Genomic DNA, 14621 nt, shown 5'->3' on the forward strand with positions numbered 1-14621 from the left:
CCAAGGGGCCTACATCTAAAAACCCCTCATCAAGGAGCAATCGTGGCGCGCGACAACGCGGCTCCCACCACCGTCCCCACCCAGCACCAGGAACTCGTCTCCTGGGTGAACGACATCGCGGCGATCACGCAGCCGGACAGCATCGTCTGGTGCGACGGATCCGAAGCCGAGTACGAGCGCCTGTGCGAGGAGCTCGTCGCCAAGGGCACGTTCAAGAAGCTGGACGCGATCAAGCGCCCGAACTCGTACTACGCCGCCTCCGACCCGTCCGACGTCGCGCGCGTCGAGGACCGGACCTTCATCTGCTCCGAGAAGGAGGAGGACGCGGGCCCGACCAACCACTGGAAGGCCCCCGCGGAGATGAAGGAGATCTTCGCCGGCCGCGACGGGATCTTCCGCGGCTCCATGAAGGGCCGCACGATGTATGTCGTGCCCTTCTGTATGGGCCCCGTCGGCTCCCCGCTCTCCGCCATCGGCGTCGAGATCACCGACTCCGCGTACGTCGCCGTCTCCATGCGCACCATGACCCGCATGGGACAGGCCGTCCTCGACGAGCTCGGCACCGACGGCTTCTTCGTCAAGGCCGTCCACACCCTCGGCGCGCCGCTCGCCGAGGGCGAGGCCGACGTGCCCTGGCCCTGCAACACCACCAAGTACATCTCGCACTTCCCCGAGACCCGCGAGATCTGGTCGTACGGCTCCGGCTACGGCGGCAACGCCCTGCTCGGCAAGAAGTGCTACGCCCTGCGCATCGCGTCCGTCATGGCGCGCGACGAGGGCTGGCTCGCCGAGCACATGCTCGTCCTCAAGCTCACCCCGCCGCAGGGCGAGGCGAAGTACGTCGCCGCCGCCTTCCCGTCCGCCTGCGGCAAGACCAACCTCGCCATGCTGGAGCCCACGATCTCCGGCTGGACGGTCGAGACCATCGGCGACGACATCGCCTGGATGCGGTTCGGCGAGGACGGCCGGCTCTACGCCATCAACCCCGAGGCCGGCTTCTTCGGCGTCGCCCCCGGCACCGGCGAGCACACCAACGCCAACGCCATGAAGACCCTGTGGGGCAACTCCGTCTTCACCAACGTCGCGCTCACCGACGACGGCGACGTGTGGTGGGAGGGCATGACCGAAGAGCTGCCCAAGCACCTCACCGACTGGAAGGGCAACGACTGGACGCCGGAGTCCGGCACCCCGGCCGCCCACCCCAACGCCCGCTTCACCGTCCCGGCCGGACAGTGCCCGACCATCGCGCCGGAGTGGGAGGACCCGAAGGGCGTGCCGATCTCGGCGATCCTCTTCGGCGGCCGCCGCGCCTCCGCCGTGCCGCTGGTCACCGAGTCCTTCGACTGGAACCACGGCGTCTTCCTCGGCGCCAACGTCGCCTCCGAGAAGACCGCCGCCGCCGAGGGCAAGGTCGGCGAGCTGCGCCGCGACCCCTTCGCCATGCTGCCGTTCTGCGGCTACAACATGGGCGACTACATGGCCCACTGGGTCAAGGTCGGCGCCCAGGCGGACGCCGCCAAGCTCCCGAAGATCTACTACGTCAACTGGTTCCGCAAGAACGAGGCCGGGAAGTTCGTCTGGCCCGGCTTCGGCGAGAACAGCCGCGTCCTGAAGTGGATCGTGGAGCGGCTGGAGGGCAAGGCCGAGGGCGTCGAGACCCCGATCGGCATCCTGCCGACCGTCGACTCCCTGGACACCGACGGCCTGGAGATGCCGGCCGAGGACCTGGAGTACCTGCTCAAGGTCGACCGGGACGTCTGGCGCGAGGAGGCCGCCCTGGTCCCCGAGCACCTGAACACCTTCGGCGACCACACGCCGAAGGAGCTGTGGGACGAGTACCGCGCGCTGGTCGAGCGCCTGGGCTGAGCCCCGCCCGAGACTCGTGACGGGCTGCCCACGACAACCGCCCTGACCAGTGGGGTCACGACGGCTCGTCACGACGCGTGCCGGCCCCCGAAGCCCCTCAGCTTCGGGGGCCGGCCCCTTTCCCCGGTCCGGTCGGACGGCGGGGTCGCGCGCGTGGGTGGCACCCGGTCCGCGCGCCTCGACGGCACGCGGACCGGGGCCGTCAGGGGGCGCTGACCAGGTCGGGCGAGGTCAGTGCGGCGGAGTGCGCGTCCATGCGCTCGGCGGCGAGGATCGCGGCGGCGGTGTCCGCCCGGGAGGCGGCGACGACGAGGGCGCGGCCCGCGAGGGCGTGGGCGCGGCGGTGCAGGGACGGGGCGGCGGAGCCGCTCAGTCCGGCGTGGCGGGCCGGGGGCGCGCCGCGCAGCCGGGCCACCTGCTCGGCGATCCGCTCACCGGCCGCCGTGTCGCCCAGCTCGTCCGTGACGGCGAGCAGGGCGGAGAGGTGTCCGGCGAGCTGGATGTCCAGCTCTTCCTCGCGGGAGCGGTGGGGATACGCGTCGCGGTCGTCGTCGGCCATCCGGTGGACCGACTTGGTGCGGATCGGCTCGTACATGGGGATGGCCTCCTACGGTAGCTCTGGAGCCATCCTAGCTTAGATTCCGTCTAAAGTTGAGTGACGTCCGGGTCGGTGGCCGTCGGGGCCCGTGAGGGGCGGACGGGGGTGCTGCGGGCGGTGCGGGTGGGTGGGCTCAGGGCTGGCCGTAACCGTCCAAGAAGGTGCCGATCCGCGTCACCGCGTCCGCCAGGTCCGTGGCGTTGGGCAGCGTGACGATCCGGAAGTGGTCCGGCTCGTGCCAGTTGAAGCCGGTGCCGTGCACCACCATGATCTTCTCGGTCCGCAGCAGGTCGAGGACCATCTGGCGGTCGTCCTTGATCTTGTAGACGTTCGGGTCCAGACGCGGGAAGAGGTACAGCGCGCCCTTCGGCTTCACACAGGTCACACCGGGGATCTGCGTGAGCAGGTCGTACGCCACGTCCCGCTGCTCCAGCAGTCGCCCGCCGGGCAGGACCAGGTCCTCGATCGACTGGCGGCCCTGGAGCGCCGCCGCCACCGCGTGCTGCGCCGGCATGTTGGCGCACAGCCGCATGTTGGCCAGGATCGTCAGGCCCTCGATGTACGACGTGGCGTGCGCCTTCGGGCCGCAGACCGCGAGCCAGCCGGAGCGGAAACCGGCCACCCGGTAGTTCTTGCTCATGCCGTTGAACGTGAGGACCAGCAGGTCGGGCGCGATCGCGGCGGTCGGCGTGTGGGTCGTGCCGTCGTAGAGGATCTTGTCGTAGATCTCGTCCGAACAGACGACCAGATTGTGCCGGCGGGCGATCTCGGTGAGGGAGCGGAGCATCTCGTCGTCGTAGACGGCGCCCGTGGGGTTGTTCGGGTTGATGATCACGATCGCCTTGGTGCGGTCGGTGATCTTCCGCTCGATGTCGGCGAGGTCCGGCATCCAGTCCGCCTGCTCGTCGCAGCGGTAGTGCACGGCCGTGCCGCCCGCCAGCGAGACCGAGGCGGTCCACAGCGGATAGTCCGGGGCGGGGACGAGCACCTCGTCGCCGTCGTCGAGCAGGGCCTGCATCGACATCTGGATCAGCTCGGAGACGCCGTTGCCGAGGTAGATGTCCTCGACGGAGAGCGGGATGCCCTTCGTCTCGTAGTGGCTCATCACCGCGCGGCGGGCGGCGAGCAGCCCCTTCGCGTCGCCGTAGCCGTGCGCGTCGGCCAGATTGCGCAGGACGTCCTCGAGGATCGCCGGCGGGCACTCGAAGCCGAAGGCGGCGGGATTGCCGGTGTTCAGCTTGAGGATGCGATGACCGGCGGCCTCCAGCCGCATCGCCTCTTCGAGCACCGGGCCCCGGATTTCGTAACAGACGTTGGCGAGCTTCGTGGACTGGATCACCTGCATGACGCGAGCTTACGGCGGTGCCGAGCCGGGCGCCTCGTGTTTTGGGACACGTCGGGCGGTACGGGGCGGGTCGGGCACGCCCGCGGGCGGGGGCGTACGCCGGTACGGGAGGGGGCGGCGAGTGGGCCGGAGGCGGCCGAACGGGGGACGGCCGGCGGCCGGCCGGGGCGCTCGGCGCGTCAGGCTACATTGACCCGTCATGTGGGTTTCACGTGTGAGCGCCTCCGGATGCCGGTGGCTGGGGGCGGCCGGATCGCTGGCCGTCGCGGTCGGCGGCCTGGCGGCGGGCACCCTGCCGGAGCGCGAGCCGTGGGGCCTCTGGGAGCCCCGGGGCTCCGGGATCACCCTCGCCGCCACCGTCCTCGCGTACGCCGGACTCACCCTGCTCGTCGCGGCCTGGTGGCGGTACGGCCGGCTCCTCGCGGCCGGGGTCCGCGACCGGGTCCTCGTCACCCTCGCCTGGTGGACCACGCCGCTGCTCCTCGCCCCGCCGCTGCACAGCGCGGACGTCTACAGCTACATCGCGCAGGGCGCCATGGTCCTGGAGGGTCACGACGTGTACGGCGCGGGGCCGTCGGTCCTGGGCCCCGGGGACCTCGGGGCGGACGCGGCGGCCAGCGTCGGCGGGCACTGGACCGACACCCCCGCCCCCTACGGCCCCGTCTTCCTCGTCCTTGCCCAGGCCGTCGTGAAGCTCACCGGCGGCGAGATCGTGCCCGCCGTCCTCGGCATGCGGCTGATCGCACTGGGCGCGCTCGCGCTGATCGTATGGGCCGTGCGGGGTCTCGGCGGCGGCCCGGGGGCGCTCTGGCTGGCCGCGCTCAACCCCCTGCTCCTCATCCATGTCATCGGCGGGATGCACAACGACGGGCTCATGATCGGCCTCATGCTGAGCGGGGTCCTGCTGGCGACCCGGGGGCGGTGGGTGCTCGGCTGCGTCCTCGTCGGGTTCGCCATGATGATCAAGTCCCCGGCCGCCGTGGCGCTGCTCTTCATCGGCGTGACGGTGGCCCGGCGGGACGGGGGCGTACGGGGCGTGGCGCGGGGGCTCGTGCTGCCGGGGCTGGTGGCGGGGGCGGTCGCGGCGGGCGCCACGGTGGTGGCCGGTACCGGGTTCGGCTGGCTGCGCACGCAGAGCGTCGCCGGGACGATCCACACCGCGCTCTCCCTGACGAGCGACATCGGCCTGGGTCTCGGGCTGCTGTTCGGCGACGGCCCGGAGCCGGTCAAGGGTGTGGTGCAGAAGCTGGGCCTGCTGGCGGCGGTGGCGGTCATCCTGGCGCTCGCGTGGCGGGCGTGGAAGGGGCGGATCGACCCGGTGCGGGGGCTGGGACTGGCGCTGGTGGCACTGGTGGCGCTGTCACCGATGGTGCAGCCGTGGTACCTGCTGTGGGGTGTCTGCGCGGTCGCCGCGGTCGCCTGGGACACGCGCGCGGGGCAACTGCTCGCTGTCCTCTCGGCGGCCCTGGCGTACGAGACGGCGCCGACGGGGGCGACGCCGTGGTACGGGTTCGTGGTCGCGGGGCTGGTGCTGGCGGCGGGGCTCGTCTGGGTGCGGAGGGAGCCGTGGGGCCGTTCCCATGGCGCCGCCGCCCTTTCGGCGGGCGGACAGTCGGAGGGGACGCCCGCCAGCCGGCTGTGAAGCCGGGCAGCACTGGAGTGTCGGCCCCACCGGAGCTGAGCGATCGAGGCAGGGATCCTGGTTGCTCGATGTGACTGCTCACCTCATACCCTCCGCACATGACTGATGATCCGTTCGAGTGCCGCTGCGTCCTCTGCCATGACTACGGCGACCGGGACGAAGCGGACCACATGGATCTGACGGTCATCGAGCATGTGCGGCAGCACGGATGGCACGTCGTGATGGTTCCCGAAGACGAGGTCGGCCCGGGCTTCGCCTACACGGTCGGCCTCGCGCACACTCACGGTGGGCCTGAACTCGCCATGTTCGGGCTCGATGTCCACACCATGCACCGCATCCTCAACATGCTGGGAGAGAAGTCCGCCGCGGGTGAGGCGCTGGCGGACGGCCAGAGTCACCCTGATGTTGTCGCCGGCTGCCGACTGGCGCTCAGGCGGGCTGATCGCGGTTGGTATCGGACCTTCTTCGGGCAGGCCATCGGGTTCTACCGCCGGCCTCCTCTCCCCGTACTGCAAGTCGCGTGGCCTGACACCGAGGGCCGTTTCCACTGGGATCGGCAGGCAGATGAGAGGCATCGCGAGTCACAGCCTCGGTTGTGGCTGCCTCCGCGTGACCATCCTGCTGGGATCTGGACGACCGAACTCTGATCCCCTGGTCGGAAAGCGGTGGTTCGGCACTCGGGCGACGCACTGCTGAGCGCTTCGCCAGGGCGCACAAGCCGCGCCGCTGTCCACTTCCGGACAGCGGGTCACATGATGGCCGCGGGGCCGTCGGGAACGGTGCCGTGCGCGGGCTCGGCGGGGCCGCGGGTGCGCTCCGGCGGCGCTTTGCGGCCCCGGGGTCGGCTCCCTCCGTAGCGCCCCTCATCCGCCCGCCTGACGCTTCGGGAAAGCGGCTCTGACCTGGTGTTTTCTCGGGATCTGCCTAGCATGGGAGCTTCCGCCGGGCACCAAGGGGAGGGGATGGCGTGAGCGAGGAAGCCGCCACGTACGAAGCCAGCCACATCGAGGTACTGGAGGGGTGGGAAGCCGTCCGGAAGCGGCCGGGGCTGTACATCGGGTCGACCGGCGAACGCGGTCTGTGGCGCCTGGTGAACGAGATCGCCGACCGGGGGGTGAACGAGATCCTGGCCGGCCGAGCCGCCTCCCTCGACATCACCTTCCTGCCCGACGGCGGCGTGCGCGTGGCCGATGACGGGCCGGGTGTCTCCGTCGACGAGGTGGCGGGCACCGGCGTGTCCGGGCTGGAAGTCCTGCTGACGCACATGCGGTCCGGGGCCGGGCCCCGGGGCCGCGACGATGTGACGCTCGGCTACTGCGGCATGGGGCCGGGCGTCGTGACCGCGCTGTCGCGCCGGGTGACAGCCGAGGTGAGGCGGGCGGGAGTTCGCTGGGTACAGGAGTACGCCCGTGGCGTTGCCGTCACCCCGCTCACCGAGGCGGGGACGGCGGCCGACAGTGGGACCACCATCACCTTCTGGCCGGATGCCGACATCTTCGGAACCGCGGAGTGCCGGTTCGACGACGTGGCGGAACGCTTCAGGGAACTGGCCTTCCTGAACCGGGGCCTGGACGTCTCGCTGACCGACCGGCGCCGCCCTGACGATTCCCGTTCGGTCCGGTTCCGGTTCCCGGGCGGGGCGCGGGACTTCGTCGCCTTCCTCGACGGACACCCGGCGGCCGCCGCTCTCCCGGACACCGTCGCCTTCGAGTGCGAGGACCCGCGCATGGCGGGGGCGATGGAGGTGGCCCTGCGCTGGTCCGGCTCCCGTGAGGAACGCTTGCGGAGCTTTGCCAACAGCCGGCCCACGATCGAGGGTGGTGCGCATGTGGCGGGCTTCCGCGACGGGGTGGCGGCCGCGGTGACCGCGTACGCGCGGGCGCAGGGCCTGCTGGCAGCATCCGATCCCGACCTCGGCGCCGACCGGATCGGCGAAGGCCTGACGGCGGTCGTGTCCGTGAAGCTGGACGAACCCGAGTTCACCGGCTGCACGCGCGGTGGGCTGGGCAACTCCTCGGCGCGCGCGTGCGTCGGACAAGCCGTGCGGGAACACCTCGGACGATGGCTGCGCGACCACCCGGAGCGCGCGGCAGCCGTCGTCGGCCTGATCGTCCGAGGTGCCTGCCGGGACTGAGGAGCGGCGAACAGCCCTGCCCCCGGCGGAGCGTCGGCCCGTCCGGGAGCGGGGTCGCCCGGCGTTCAGGAGGGCGGGGTCCGGCGGATTGCGTGGCCCGGGGTGGCCGGGGTGCGTTTGCCGTCTTCGATGACGAACGTGCCGTTCACCAGGACGTGCGGGATGCCCACCGGGAGGGTGCGCGGGTGGGTGTACGTCGAGCCCGCCGCGACCGTCGTCGGGTCGAAGAGGACCAGGTCGGCGACGTAGCCCTCGCGGACCAGGCCGCGGTCCGGAAGGCGGAGGCGGGCGGCCGGGCGGGAGGTCAGGTGGGCCACGCACTCCTCCAGGGAGAGGACGCCCTCCTCGCGTACGTACTTCCCCAAGTATTCCGGGAACGTGCCGTACGCCCGGGGGTGCGGCTTGAGGCCCTGGAGGATGCCGTCCGACCCGCCGGTGTGGACCCGGTGGCGCATGATCGCGCGGACGTTCTCCTCGTGGCCGACGTGCTGGAGGATCGTCGAGCCGAGCCGGTCGTCGATCAGCAGGCGCCGGGCGGTCGTCCAGGGCGCCTCACCCCGCATCCGCGCGGACTGGGCGACCGTCCGGCCGACGCAGGACGCGAGCCCCGGGTCGCTCACCCCCGAGATCTCGATCGTGTCCCACTCGATCGGCACCCCGTGGCAGCCGTCCGAGCCGATCTCCTCCAGGTGCCGGCGGATCCGTTCCGAGGTCTCCGCGTCCCGCAGGCGCGCCAGGACCGCCTCCGGCCCGCCCTCGCTCGCCCAGCTCGGCAGCATCGCCGCGAGCGTCGTGCAGCCGGGCGTGTACGGGTAGGTGTCGAGGCTGATGTCGGAGCCCCGCTCCAGCGCCTCGTCGAGGAGGGACAGGAGGTCCGGGGCCCGGCCCTTGTTCACGCCGAAGTTCATCGTCGCGTGCGCCAGGTGCAGGGCGCAGCCGGCGTCCCGGGTGAGGGCGATCATCTCCTCGTACGCCTGGAGCGCGCCGGCGCCGTACGAGCGGTGGTGCGGGCAGTAGTAGCCGCCGTACCCCGCCACGACCCGGCACAGTTCCGTGAGTTCGGAGTCGGGCGCGTACATGCCGGGGGTGTACGTCAGGCCGGAGGACATGCCGACCGCGCCCTGCTCCATGCCCTCCGCGACGAGCTGCCGCATCCGGTCCATTTCGGCGTCGGTCGCCGGGCGGTCGTCCCAGCCGACCGCGTACATCCGCACCGTGCCCTGCGGGATCAGATACGCCGCGTTCACCGCGATCCCGCGGTCGAGCCGGTCCAGGTACTCGCCGACCGTGCGCCAGTCGAAGTCGACGGACGTGTCCCCGGGCGCGCCGCCGTTCCAGCCGGTGATCGCCGTGCGGACCTCGGCCAGCGTGCGGTCGTCGACCGGCGCGTACGACAGGCCGTCCTGGCCCAGGACTTCGAGGGTCACGCCCTGCGCGGCCTTCGCGGTGTGCTCCGGGTCGCGCAGCAGCGCCAGATCGCTGTGGGCGTGCATGTCGATGAAGCCGGGGGACAGGGCGAGCCCTTCGGCGTCCAGGACGCGCCGGGCGGTGGGGCGCTGGCAGCCCGCCGCCGCGGCCTCCTTGACGATGGCGGCGATCCGGCCGCCGTCCACGGCGACGTCGGCGCGGTACGAGTCGCCGCCGGAGCCGTCGATGACGTCCACGTCGCGGATGACGAGGTCCATGGTGACCGGCTCCTCTAGAAGAAGGTGCGGATGTAGTCGACGACCGTGCCGTCCGCCTCGACCAGCGGGATCGACTGCCATTTGTCGAAGGACGTGCAGGGGTGGGACAGGCCCATGCCCACCCAGTCCCCGACCTCGATCCCGGCACCCGGCGCGGTGCGGAGCCAGGTGTGCTGGTCGGACAGGCCGGTGACCGTGATGCCGTCGGCCGGGCGGACCTCGCCGGTGCGGGCGTCGCGGACGACCTGCGCCTCGGGAAGGTCCAGGTCGTGGGCGGCGTCGCGCTTGCCCGCGTTGGCGAACGCCTGCTCGGGCGTCGGGCGGGAGACGACCTGCGCCCAGAGGCGGAACGCGGGCTGGAGCGCGCCCTCCTCGGGGACCCGGTTGAAGGGCGTGAGCTTGCGGTAGTGCCCGTCGTCGTGCGAGACGTACGCGCCGGAGCGGAGCAGTTTCAGGACGGGCAGCGAGAGTTCGGGGATCCCGGCGAAGACGTCGGCGACCGTGTCGAACCAGGCGCTGCCGCCCGCGCTGATCACGATCTGCTCGACGTCGGGCGGGAAACGGCCGGCCTTGTCGAAGTCGGCGGCCAGGGAGACGAGCCGGTGCAGCCACTCCCGTACCCGCTCGGTGGTGGCACCGGGGACCTCGCCCTCGTAGCCCGCCACGCCGACCAGGCGCAGGGTGGTGCTCGCGGCGACGGCGTCGGCGACGGCCGTGCAGTCGGCCTCCGTACGGGCTCCGGTGCGCGCCCCGTCGCCCGCGCCCAGCTCCACGACGACGTCGACGGGGCGGTGGGCGGCCGCCTCGGTGAGGGCCGCGTCCATCAGCTCGACCCCGCGGACGGAGTCGACGTAGCAGATGAACCGGAAGCCGGGGTCGGCGTCGAGTTCGGCGGCGAGCCAGCGCAGGGCGGCCGGGTCGACGACCTCGTTGGCGAGGAAGATCCGGGCGATGCCGTGGGCGCGGTAGACGCGCGCCTGGTGCGGGACGGCGGCCGTGATGCCCCAGGCGCCGTGCTCCAGCTGGCGGTCGAAGAGCTGCGGGGCCATGGAGGTCTTGCCGTGCGGGGCGAAGGCGAGGCCGTGCCGCTCGGCGTAGGTCTCCAGGAGGCGGAGGTTGTGTGCGACGGACTCGGCGGAGAGCGCGAGGACCGGGGTGGTGAAGCCGCCGGTGAAGAGGTTGCGGCGCTGGGCCGCCAGCTCGCCGACGGTCAGGCCCTCGGCGTCGGGCGGCAGGGCCTTGAAGCGGTGGTCGACGCGCTCGTCCGCCAGCCGCTGGGTGGGTGTGGGCTGCTGCATGGGGCCTCCTCAAGGGCGTTGCATTATGTGCAACAGTCATTGCGCATATCGCTTAGTGGTGTCTAACATCCGGGCCAATGCCGGGTCAATGGATCCATGAGGCCGACGACCGACGAGGAGCCCGTACGTGACCGTGACCGTAGACCCGCCCGGGGACGCGCCACCCGTGGATGTCGTCTGCCTCGGCGAGTCCATGGTCACCTTCCTGCCCTCCCGGCCGGGCCGCCTCGCCGACGTCCCCTCCTTCGCCCGCGCCATCGGAGGCGCCGAGTCCAACGTGGCCTGCGCGCTGGCCGCCGCGGGGCACCGCGCGAAGTGGGTCAGCCGGGTGGGGGCGGACGGCTTCGGCGACCACCTGGTGGCGGCCGTCGGGGCGTACGGCGTCGACGTGTCGGCGGTCGGACGGGACACCGCGCGGCCGACCGGGATCTACTTCCGTACCGCCACCGACCGGGCGACCGCCGCGCACGAGGTCGCCTACTACCGCGCCGGATCGGCGGCCTCGACGATGTCCCCGGCGACGGTGCCGTACGACTCCGTCGCGGACGGGCGGGTCCTCCACCTGTCCGGTATCACCGCAGCCCTCTCCGACGACTGCCTGGCCCTGGCACGGGAGCTCACCGCCCCGCGGGCCGGCCGGCCGGCCGTCTCCTTCGACGTGAACTTCCGCCCCGGACTGTGGCGCGACCCCGCCGCGGGCGGCCGGATCCTGCTGGACCTCGCGCGGGCCGCGGACCTCGTCTTCGTCGGCGAGGACGAGGCGGAGGAGGCCTGGGGGGTCCACGGTCCCCACGCGGTTCGGGCGATCCTCCCCGAGCCGGCGGTCCTCGTGGTCAAGCGGGGCGGCGCGGGTGCGGTCGTCTTCGAGCACGGGCCGGCGGAGGCCGGGGACGTGTTCCAGCACGGGCCGGCGGCGCCCGTGGACGTGTTCCAGCACGCGCCGGTGGCGCCCGGCGGCCGGGGCGCCCGCACGGGCCCGGACCGCACCCCCGGGCCGGCGGCCGCGGCCGCTCCCGCGCCCCCCGTCGACATCGTCACCTCCGTCCCCGCCCCCCGCGTCGACGTCGTCGCCGCCGTCGGCGCCGGGGACGCCTTCGCCGCCGGATTCCTCTCCGCCACCCTCCGCGGCCTCGACGTGACGGCACGGATCCGGCACGGCCACCTCATGGCCGCCGCCGCCCTCACCGTCCCCGGCGACCTCGGGACGCCCGCGACGCCCGCGCACGCCGACCGGCTGGCCGGACTCGACGACGGCGCCTGGGAGACACTTCACCTCGGCCCCGGCTGGACGGGGGAGGACCAGGAGGTACGTACGCCATGAGCCAGACCGTCGACCGCGCGCTGAGCATCCTGCCGCTGCTCGCGCAGGGCCCCGCCGACCTCGGGCAGGTCGCCGAACGCCTCGGCGTCCACAAGTCCACCGCCCTGCGCCTGCTGCGCACCCTCCACGAGCACGGGCTCGTCTACCGCCAGCAGGACCAGCGCTACCGCCTCGGCGCCCGCCTCTTCGCCCTCGCGCAGGAGGCCGTCGAGAACCTCGACATCCGCGAGATCGCCCACCCCCACCTCACCGCGCTCAACGAACGCATCGGACACACCGTCCACCTCGCGGTGTACGAGGAGAGCGAAGTCCTCTACATCGACAAGGTCGAGAGCCGCTACCCCGTCCGGATGTACTCCCGGATCGGCAAGCCCGTCGCGATCACCGTCGCCGCCGTCGCCAAGCTGCTGCTCGCCGACCTCCCCGAGCCCGAGCGGCGCGCCGTCGCCGCCAAGCTCGACTACCCCCTGTACACGCCCCGTTCGACCCCGAACGCCACCGCCTTCCTCAAGGAGCTGGCGACCGTACGCGAACAGGGCTGGGCCACCGACCTCGGTGGCCACGAGGAGTCCATCAACTGCATCGGCGCGCCCATCCGCGGCGCGGACGGCCGCGTCGTCGCCGCCATGTCGGTCTCGGCCCCCAACGTGGTCGTCACGGCCGAGGAACTCCTCACCCTGCTCCCCCTGGTGCGCCGCACCGCCGACACCATCAGCCGGGAGTACTCAGGCAACCCCGCCAAGGACTGAAGGACAGCGCATGACCGAGAAGACCGCCCTCACCCCCGCCACCCACACCGCCCCGCCGGCGAAGTTCTCCCATGGCGTCAGGAAGGGCAACATCCTCCAGGTCGCCGGCCAGGTCGGCTTCCTCCCCGCCGTCGAGGGACAGGCCCCCACCCCGGCCGGGCCCACCCTGCGCGAGCAGACCCTCCAGACCTTCGCCAACGTCAAGGCGATCCTGGAGGAGGGCGGCGCGAGCTGGGACGACGTGATGATGATGCGCGTCTACCTCACCGACGTGGACCACTTCGCCGAGATGAACGAGATCTACAACCAGTACTTCGAGGAGCAGGGCCTGAAGGCCCCCGCCTCCGCCCGTACGACGGTCTACGTCGGTCTCCCCCAGGGCCTCCTCATCGAGATCGACGCCCTCGCGGTCCTCGGCTGACCGGGACGGCCCTCCCTGAACACCCGCTCCACGGCACGGCGTCCGTCACCGGAACGCCGTGCCGCGCTCCCCCCTACCCGAAAACGAGGCCCCCCGCCCCATGACCCCCACCGCTCCACCACCCCACACCGGCGGCCTGCTGCTCCTGATACCGGGCACCGCGGGACTGCTCACCGTCGCCGCCCTCGGCATCGCCCTGCTCCTCCTGCTGATCATCAAGGTCCGGCTGCAGCCCTTCGTCGCCCTGCTCGCCGTCTCGATCACCGTCGGCCTCGCCGCCGGCCTCTCCGTCACCGAACTCTTCGGCACGGTCCAGAAGTCGGCCGCCACCTCCGTCATCGAGAACGGCATGGGCGGCATCCTCGGCCACGTCGCCATCATCATCGGCCTGGGCACCATGCTCGGCGCGATACTCGAGGTCTCCGGCGGCGCCGAGGTGCTCAGCTCACGCCTCCTCGGCCTCTTCGGAGAGAAGCGCGCGCCCCTCGCCATGGGCCTCACCGGGCTCATCTTCGGCATCCCCGTCTTCTTCGACGTCGGCATCTTCGTCCTCGCGCCGATCGTCTACGCGGCCGCCAAGCGGTCCGGCAGGTCGATCCTGCTCTACTGCATGCCGCTGCTCGCCGGCCTGTCCATGACCCACGCCTTCCTGCCGCCGCACCCCGGGCCCGTCGCCGCCGCCGGTCTGCTGCACGTCTCCCTCGGCTGGGTCCTCCTGATGGGCGTCCTCGTCGGCATCCCCGCCGTCCTCGCCGCCTGGGGGTACGCCGCCTGGATCGGCAAGCGCCTGTTCGTCGAGGTCCCCCAGGACATGGTGGAGGCCGCCGAGGAGGCCAGGGCGAAGGTCGAGGCCGAGCGCACCGGAGTCGCCGAGGCCCCGGTCCCGCTCTCCACCGTCCTCCTCATCATCGGCACCCCGCTCGTCCTGATCCTCGCCGCGACCTTCTCCTCCATCGGGCTCGACCCCTCGACCCTCCGGTCCGTGATCGAGTTCTTCGGCAACCCGTTCGTCGCCCTGACGATCGCGCTGCTCCTCGCGTACTACCTCCTCGGCATCCGCCGCGGCTGGTCGCGCACCTCGCTCGAGCAGGTCTCCACCTCGTCGCTGAAGCCGGTCGGCAACATCCTGCTCGTGGTCGGTGCCGGCGGGGTCTTCGGCGCCGTCCTCAAGTCGAGCGGCGTGGCCCAGGCGCTCTCCGACACCTTCCACGACGTCGGACTGCCGGTCATCGTCCTCGCCTACCTGATCTCGCTCGTCCTGCGGGTCGCGCAGGGCTCGGCGACCGTCGCGATCGTCACGACGGCCGGGATCGTGCTGCCCCTGGTCGAGGGCGGCGACCACTCGCAGGCCTTCCTCGCCCTGGTCATCATGGCGATCTCGGCCGGCTCGATCTTCGCCTCGCACGTCAACGACGGCGGATTCTGGATCGTCTCCAAGTACTTCGGCATCTCGGAGCGGGACACCCTCAAGTCCTGGACGGTCCTGGAGTCGGTGCTCTCGCTGGCCGGCTTCGCGGTCGCGGCGGCCCTGAGCCTGGTGGTGTAGGGGGGCTCCCCGGGGA

The 14621-nt window shown here is 72.1% G+C and carries 12 protein-coding genes; 8 read left to right on the plus strand and 4 right to left on the minus strand.

Going from position 1 to position 14621, the window contains the following annotated elements; genetic code table 11:
- The first annotated feature begins 42 nt into the window (after nucleotides 1-42).
- On the plus strand, nucleotides 43-1866 hold the full coding sequence (locus tag ACZ6RC_RS08600; protein ID WP_391139485.1) for a phosphoenolpyruvate carboxykinase (GTP): 1824 nt from the start codon (nucleotides 43-45) through the stop codon (nucleotides 1864-1866).
- A 202-nt stretch (nucleotides 1867-2068) separates the two neighbouring features.
- Here ACZ6RC_RS08600 and ACZ6RC_RS08605 read toward each other — a convergent pair whose 3' ends face one another.
- Nucleotides 2069-2461, minus strand: a complete 393-nt coding sequence (locus ACZ6RC_RS08605; RefSeq protein ID WP_391139484.1) for an SCO4983 family protein — start codon at nucleotides 2459-2461, stop codon at nucleotides 2069-2071.
- Between the two features lie 136 nt (nucleotides 2462-2597).
- On the minus strand, nucleotides 2598-3809 hold the full coding sequence (locus ACZ6RC_RS08610; protein ID WP_391139483.1) for a pyridoxal phosphate-dependent aminotransferase: 1212 nt from the start codon (nucleotides 3807-3809) through the stop codon (nucleotides 2598-2600).
- Nucleotides 3810-4008: 199 nt separating this feature from the next.
- Here ACZ6RC_RS08610 and mptB point away from each other — a divergent pair, with 199 nt between their 5' ends.
- The 3 genes from mptB (at nucleotide 4009) to ACZ6RC_RS08625 (ending at nucleotide 7585) form a co-directional block, all read left to right on the plus strand.
- Nucleotides 4009-5451, plus strand: coding sequence for a polyprenol phosphomannose-dependent alpha 1,6 mannosyltransferase MptB (gene mptB / locus ACZ6RC_RS08615; RefSeq protein WP_469580114.1), 1443 nt, complete (start codon nucleotides 4009-4011; stop codon nucleotides 5449-5451).
- A gap of 98 nt (nucleotides 5452-5549) precedes the next feature.
- On the plus strand, nucleotides 5550-6098 hold the full coding sequence (locus tag ACZ6RC_RS08620) for a DUF4262 domain-containing protein (protein WP_469580116.1): 549 nt from the start codon (nucleotides 5550-5552) through the stop codon (nucleotides 6096-6098).
- A gap of 320 nt (nucleotides 6099-6418) precedes the next feature.
- The gene (locus ACZ6RC_RS08625) at nucleotides 6419-7585 is read left to right on the plus strand and encodes a DNA gyrase subunit B (protein ID WP_469580118.1); all 1167 of its coding nucleotides are present in this window, start codon (nucleotides 6419-6421) and stop codon (nucleotides 7583-7585) included.
- Between the two features lie 65 nt (nucleotides 7586-7650).
- On the opposite strand, the gene ACZ6RC_RS08630 is transcribed toward ACZ6RC_RS08625, so the two are convergent.
- Together ACZ6RC_RS08630 and ACZ6RC_RS08635 are read right to left on the minus strand one after the other, a co-directional pair.
- Entirely contained in the window at nucleotides 7651-9270 is a 1620-nt protein-coding gene (locus ACZ6RC_RS08630; RefSeq protein ID WP_469580121.1) for an N-acyl-D-amino-acid deacylase family protein, read from the minus strand.
- A gap of 14 nt (nucleotides 9271-9284) precedes the next feature.
- On the minus strand, nucleotides 9285-10568 hold the full coding sequence (locus ACZ6RC_RS08635) for an amino acid deaminase (protein WP_469580124.1): 1284 nt from the start codon (nucleotides 10566-10568) through the stop codon (nucleotides 9285-9287).
- 193 nt (nucleotides 10569-10761) lie between these two features.
- On the opposite strand from ACZ6RC_RS08635, the gene ACZ6RC_RS08640 reads away from it, so the two are divergent.
- From ACZ6RC_RS08640 to ACZ6RC_RS08655, 4 genes are all read left to right on the plus strand, one after another.
- Nucleotides 10762-11889 (plus strand): sugar kinase, encoded by a 1128-nt coding sequence (locus ACZ6RC_RS08640; RefSeq protein WP_469580822.1) that lies wholly within the window; start codon nucleotides 10762-10764, stop codon nucleotides 11887-11889.
- A complete protein-coding gene (locus ACZ6RC_RS08645; protein WP_469580127.1) occupies nucleotides 11886-12638 on the plus strand; it encodes an IclR family transcriptional regulator in 753 nt (250 codons plus the stop codon). Before ACZ6RC_RS08640 ends, ACZ6RC_RS08645 begins: the two co-directional genes overlap by 4 nt.
- A gap of 10 nt (nucleotides 12639-12648) precedes the next feature.
- Complete coding sequence (locus ACZ6RC_RS08650) at nucleotides 12649-13059, plus strand: RidA family protein (protein ID WP_469580130.1); 411 nt, start codon at nucleotides 12649-12651, stop codon at nucleotides 13057-13059.
- A gap of 100 nt (nucleotides 13060-13159) precedes the next feature.
- A complete protein-coding gene (locus tag ACZ6RC_RS08655) occupies nucleotides 13160-14605 on the plus strand; it encodes a GntP family permease (protein WP_469580133.1) in 1446 nt (481 codons plus the stop codon).
- Nucleotides 14606-14621 lie beyond the last annotated feature (16 nt).

The organism is Streptomyces sp. NPDC048353, assembly GCF_055587165.1.

Bases quoted from the DNA above. Each gene is read 5' to 3' on its own strand.
- ACZ6RC_RS08610 (WP_391139483.1), bottom strand. From the start codon at position 3,809: ATGCAGGTGATCCAGTCCACGAAGCTCGCCAACGTCTGTTACGAAATC.
- ACZ6RC_RS08650 (WP_469580130.1), top strand. From the start codon at position 12,649: ATGACCGAGAAGACCGCCCTCACCCCCGCCACCCACACCGCCCCGCCG.
- ACZ6RC_RS08655 (WP_469580133.1), top strand. From the start codon at position 13,160: ATGACCCCCACCGCTCCACCACCCCACACCGGCGGCCTGCTGCTCCTG.
- ACZ6RC_RS08620 (WP_469580116.1), top strand. From the start codon at position 5,550: ATGACTGATGATCCGTTCGAGTGCCGCTGCGTCCTCTGCCATGACTAC.
- mptB (WP_469580114.1), top strand. From the start codon at position 4,009: ATGTGGGTTTCACGTGTGAGCGCCTCCGGATGCCGGTGGCTGGGGGCG.
- ACZ6RC_RS08635 (WP_469580124.1), bottom strand. From the start codon at position 10,568: ATGCAGCAGCCCACACCCACCCAGCGGCTGGCGGACGAGCGCGTCGAC.
- ACZ6RC_RS08605 (WP_391139484.1), bottom strand. From the start codon at position 2,461: ATGTACGAGCCGATCCGCACCAAGTCGGTCCACCGGATGGCCGACGAC.
- ACZ6RC_RS08630 (WP_469580121.1), bottom strand. From the start codon at position 9,270: ATGGACCTCGTCATCCGCGACGTGGACGTCATCGACGGCTCCGGCGGC.
- ACZ6RC_RS08640 (WP_469580822.1), top strand. From the start codon at position 10,762: ATGGTCACCTTCCTGCCCTCCCGGCCGGGCCGCCTCGCCGACGTCCCC.
- ACZ6RC_RS08645 (WP_469580127.1), top strand. From the start codon at position 11,886: ATGAGCCAGACCGTCGACCGCGCGCTGAGCATCCTGCCGCTGCTCGCG.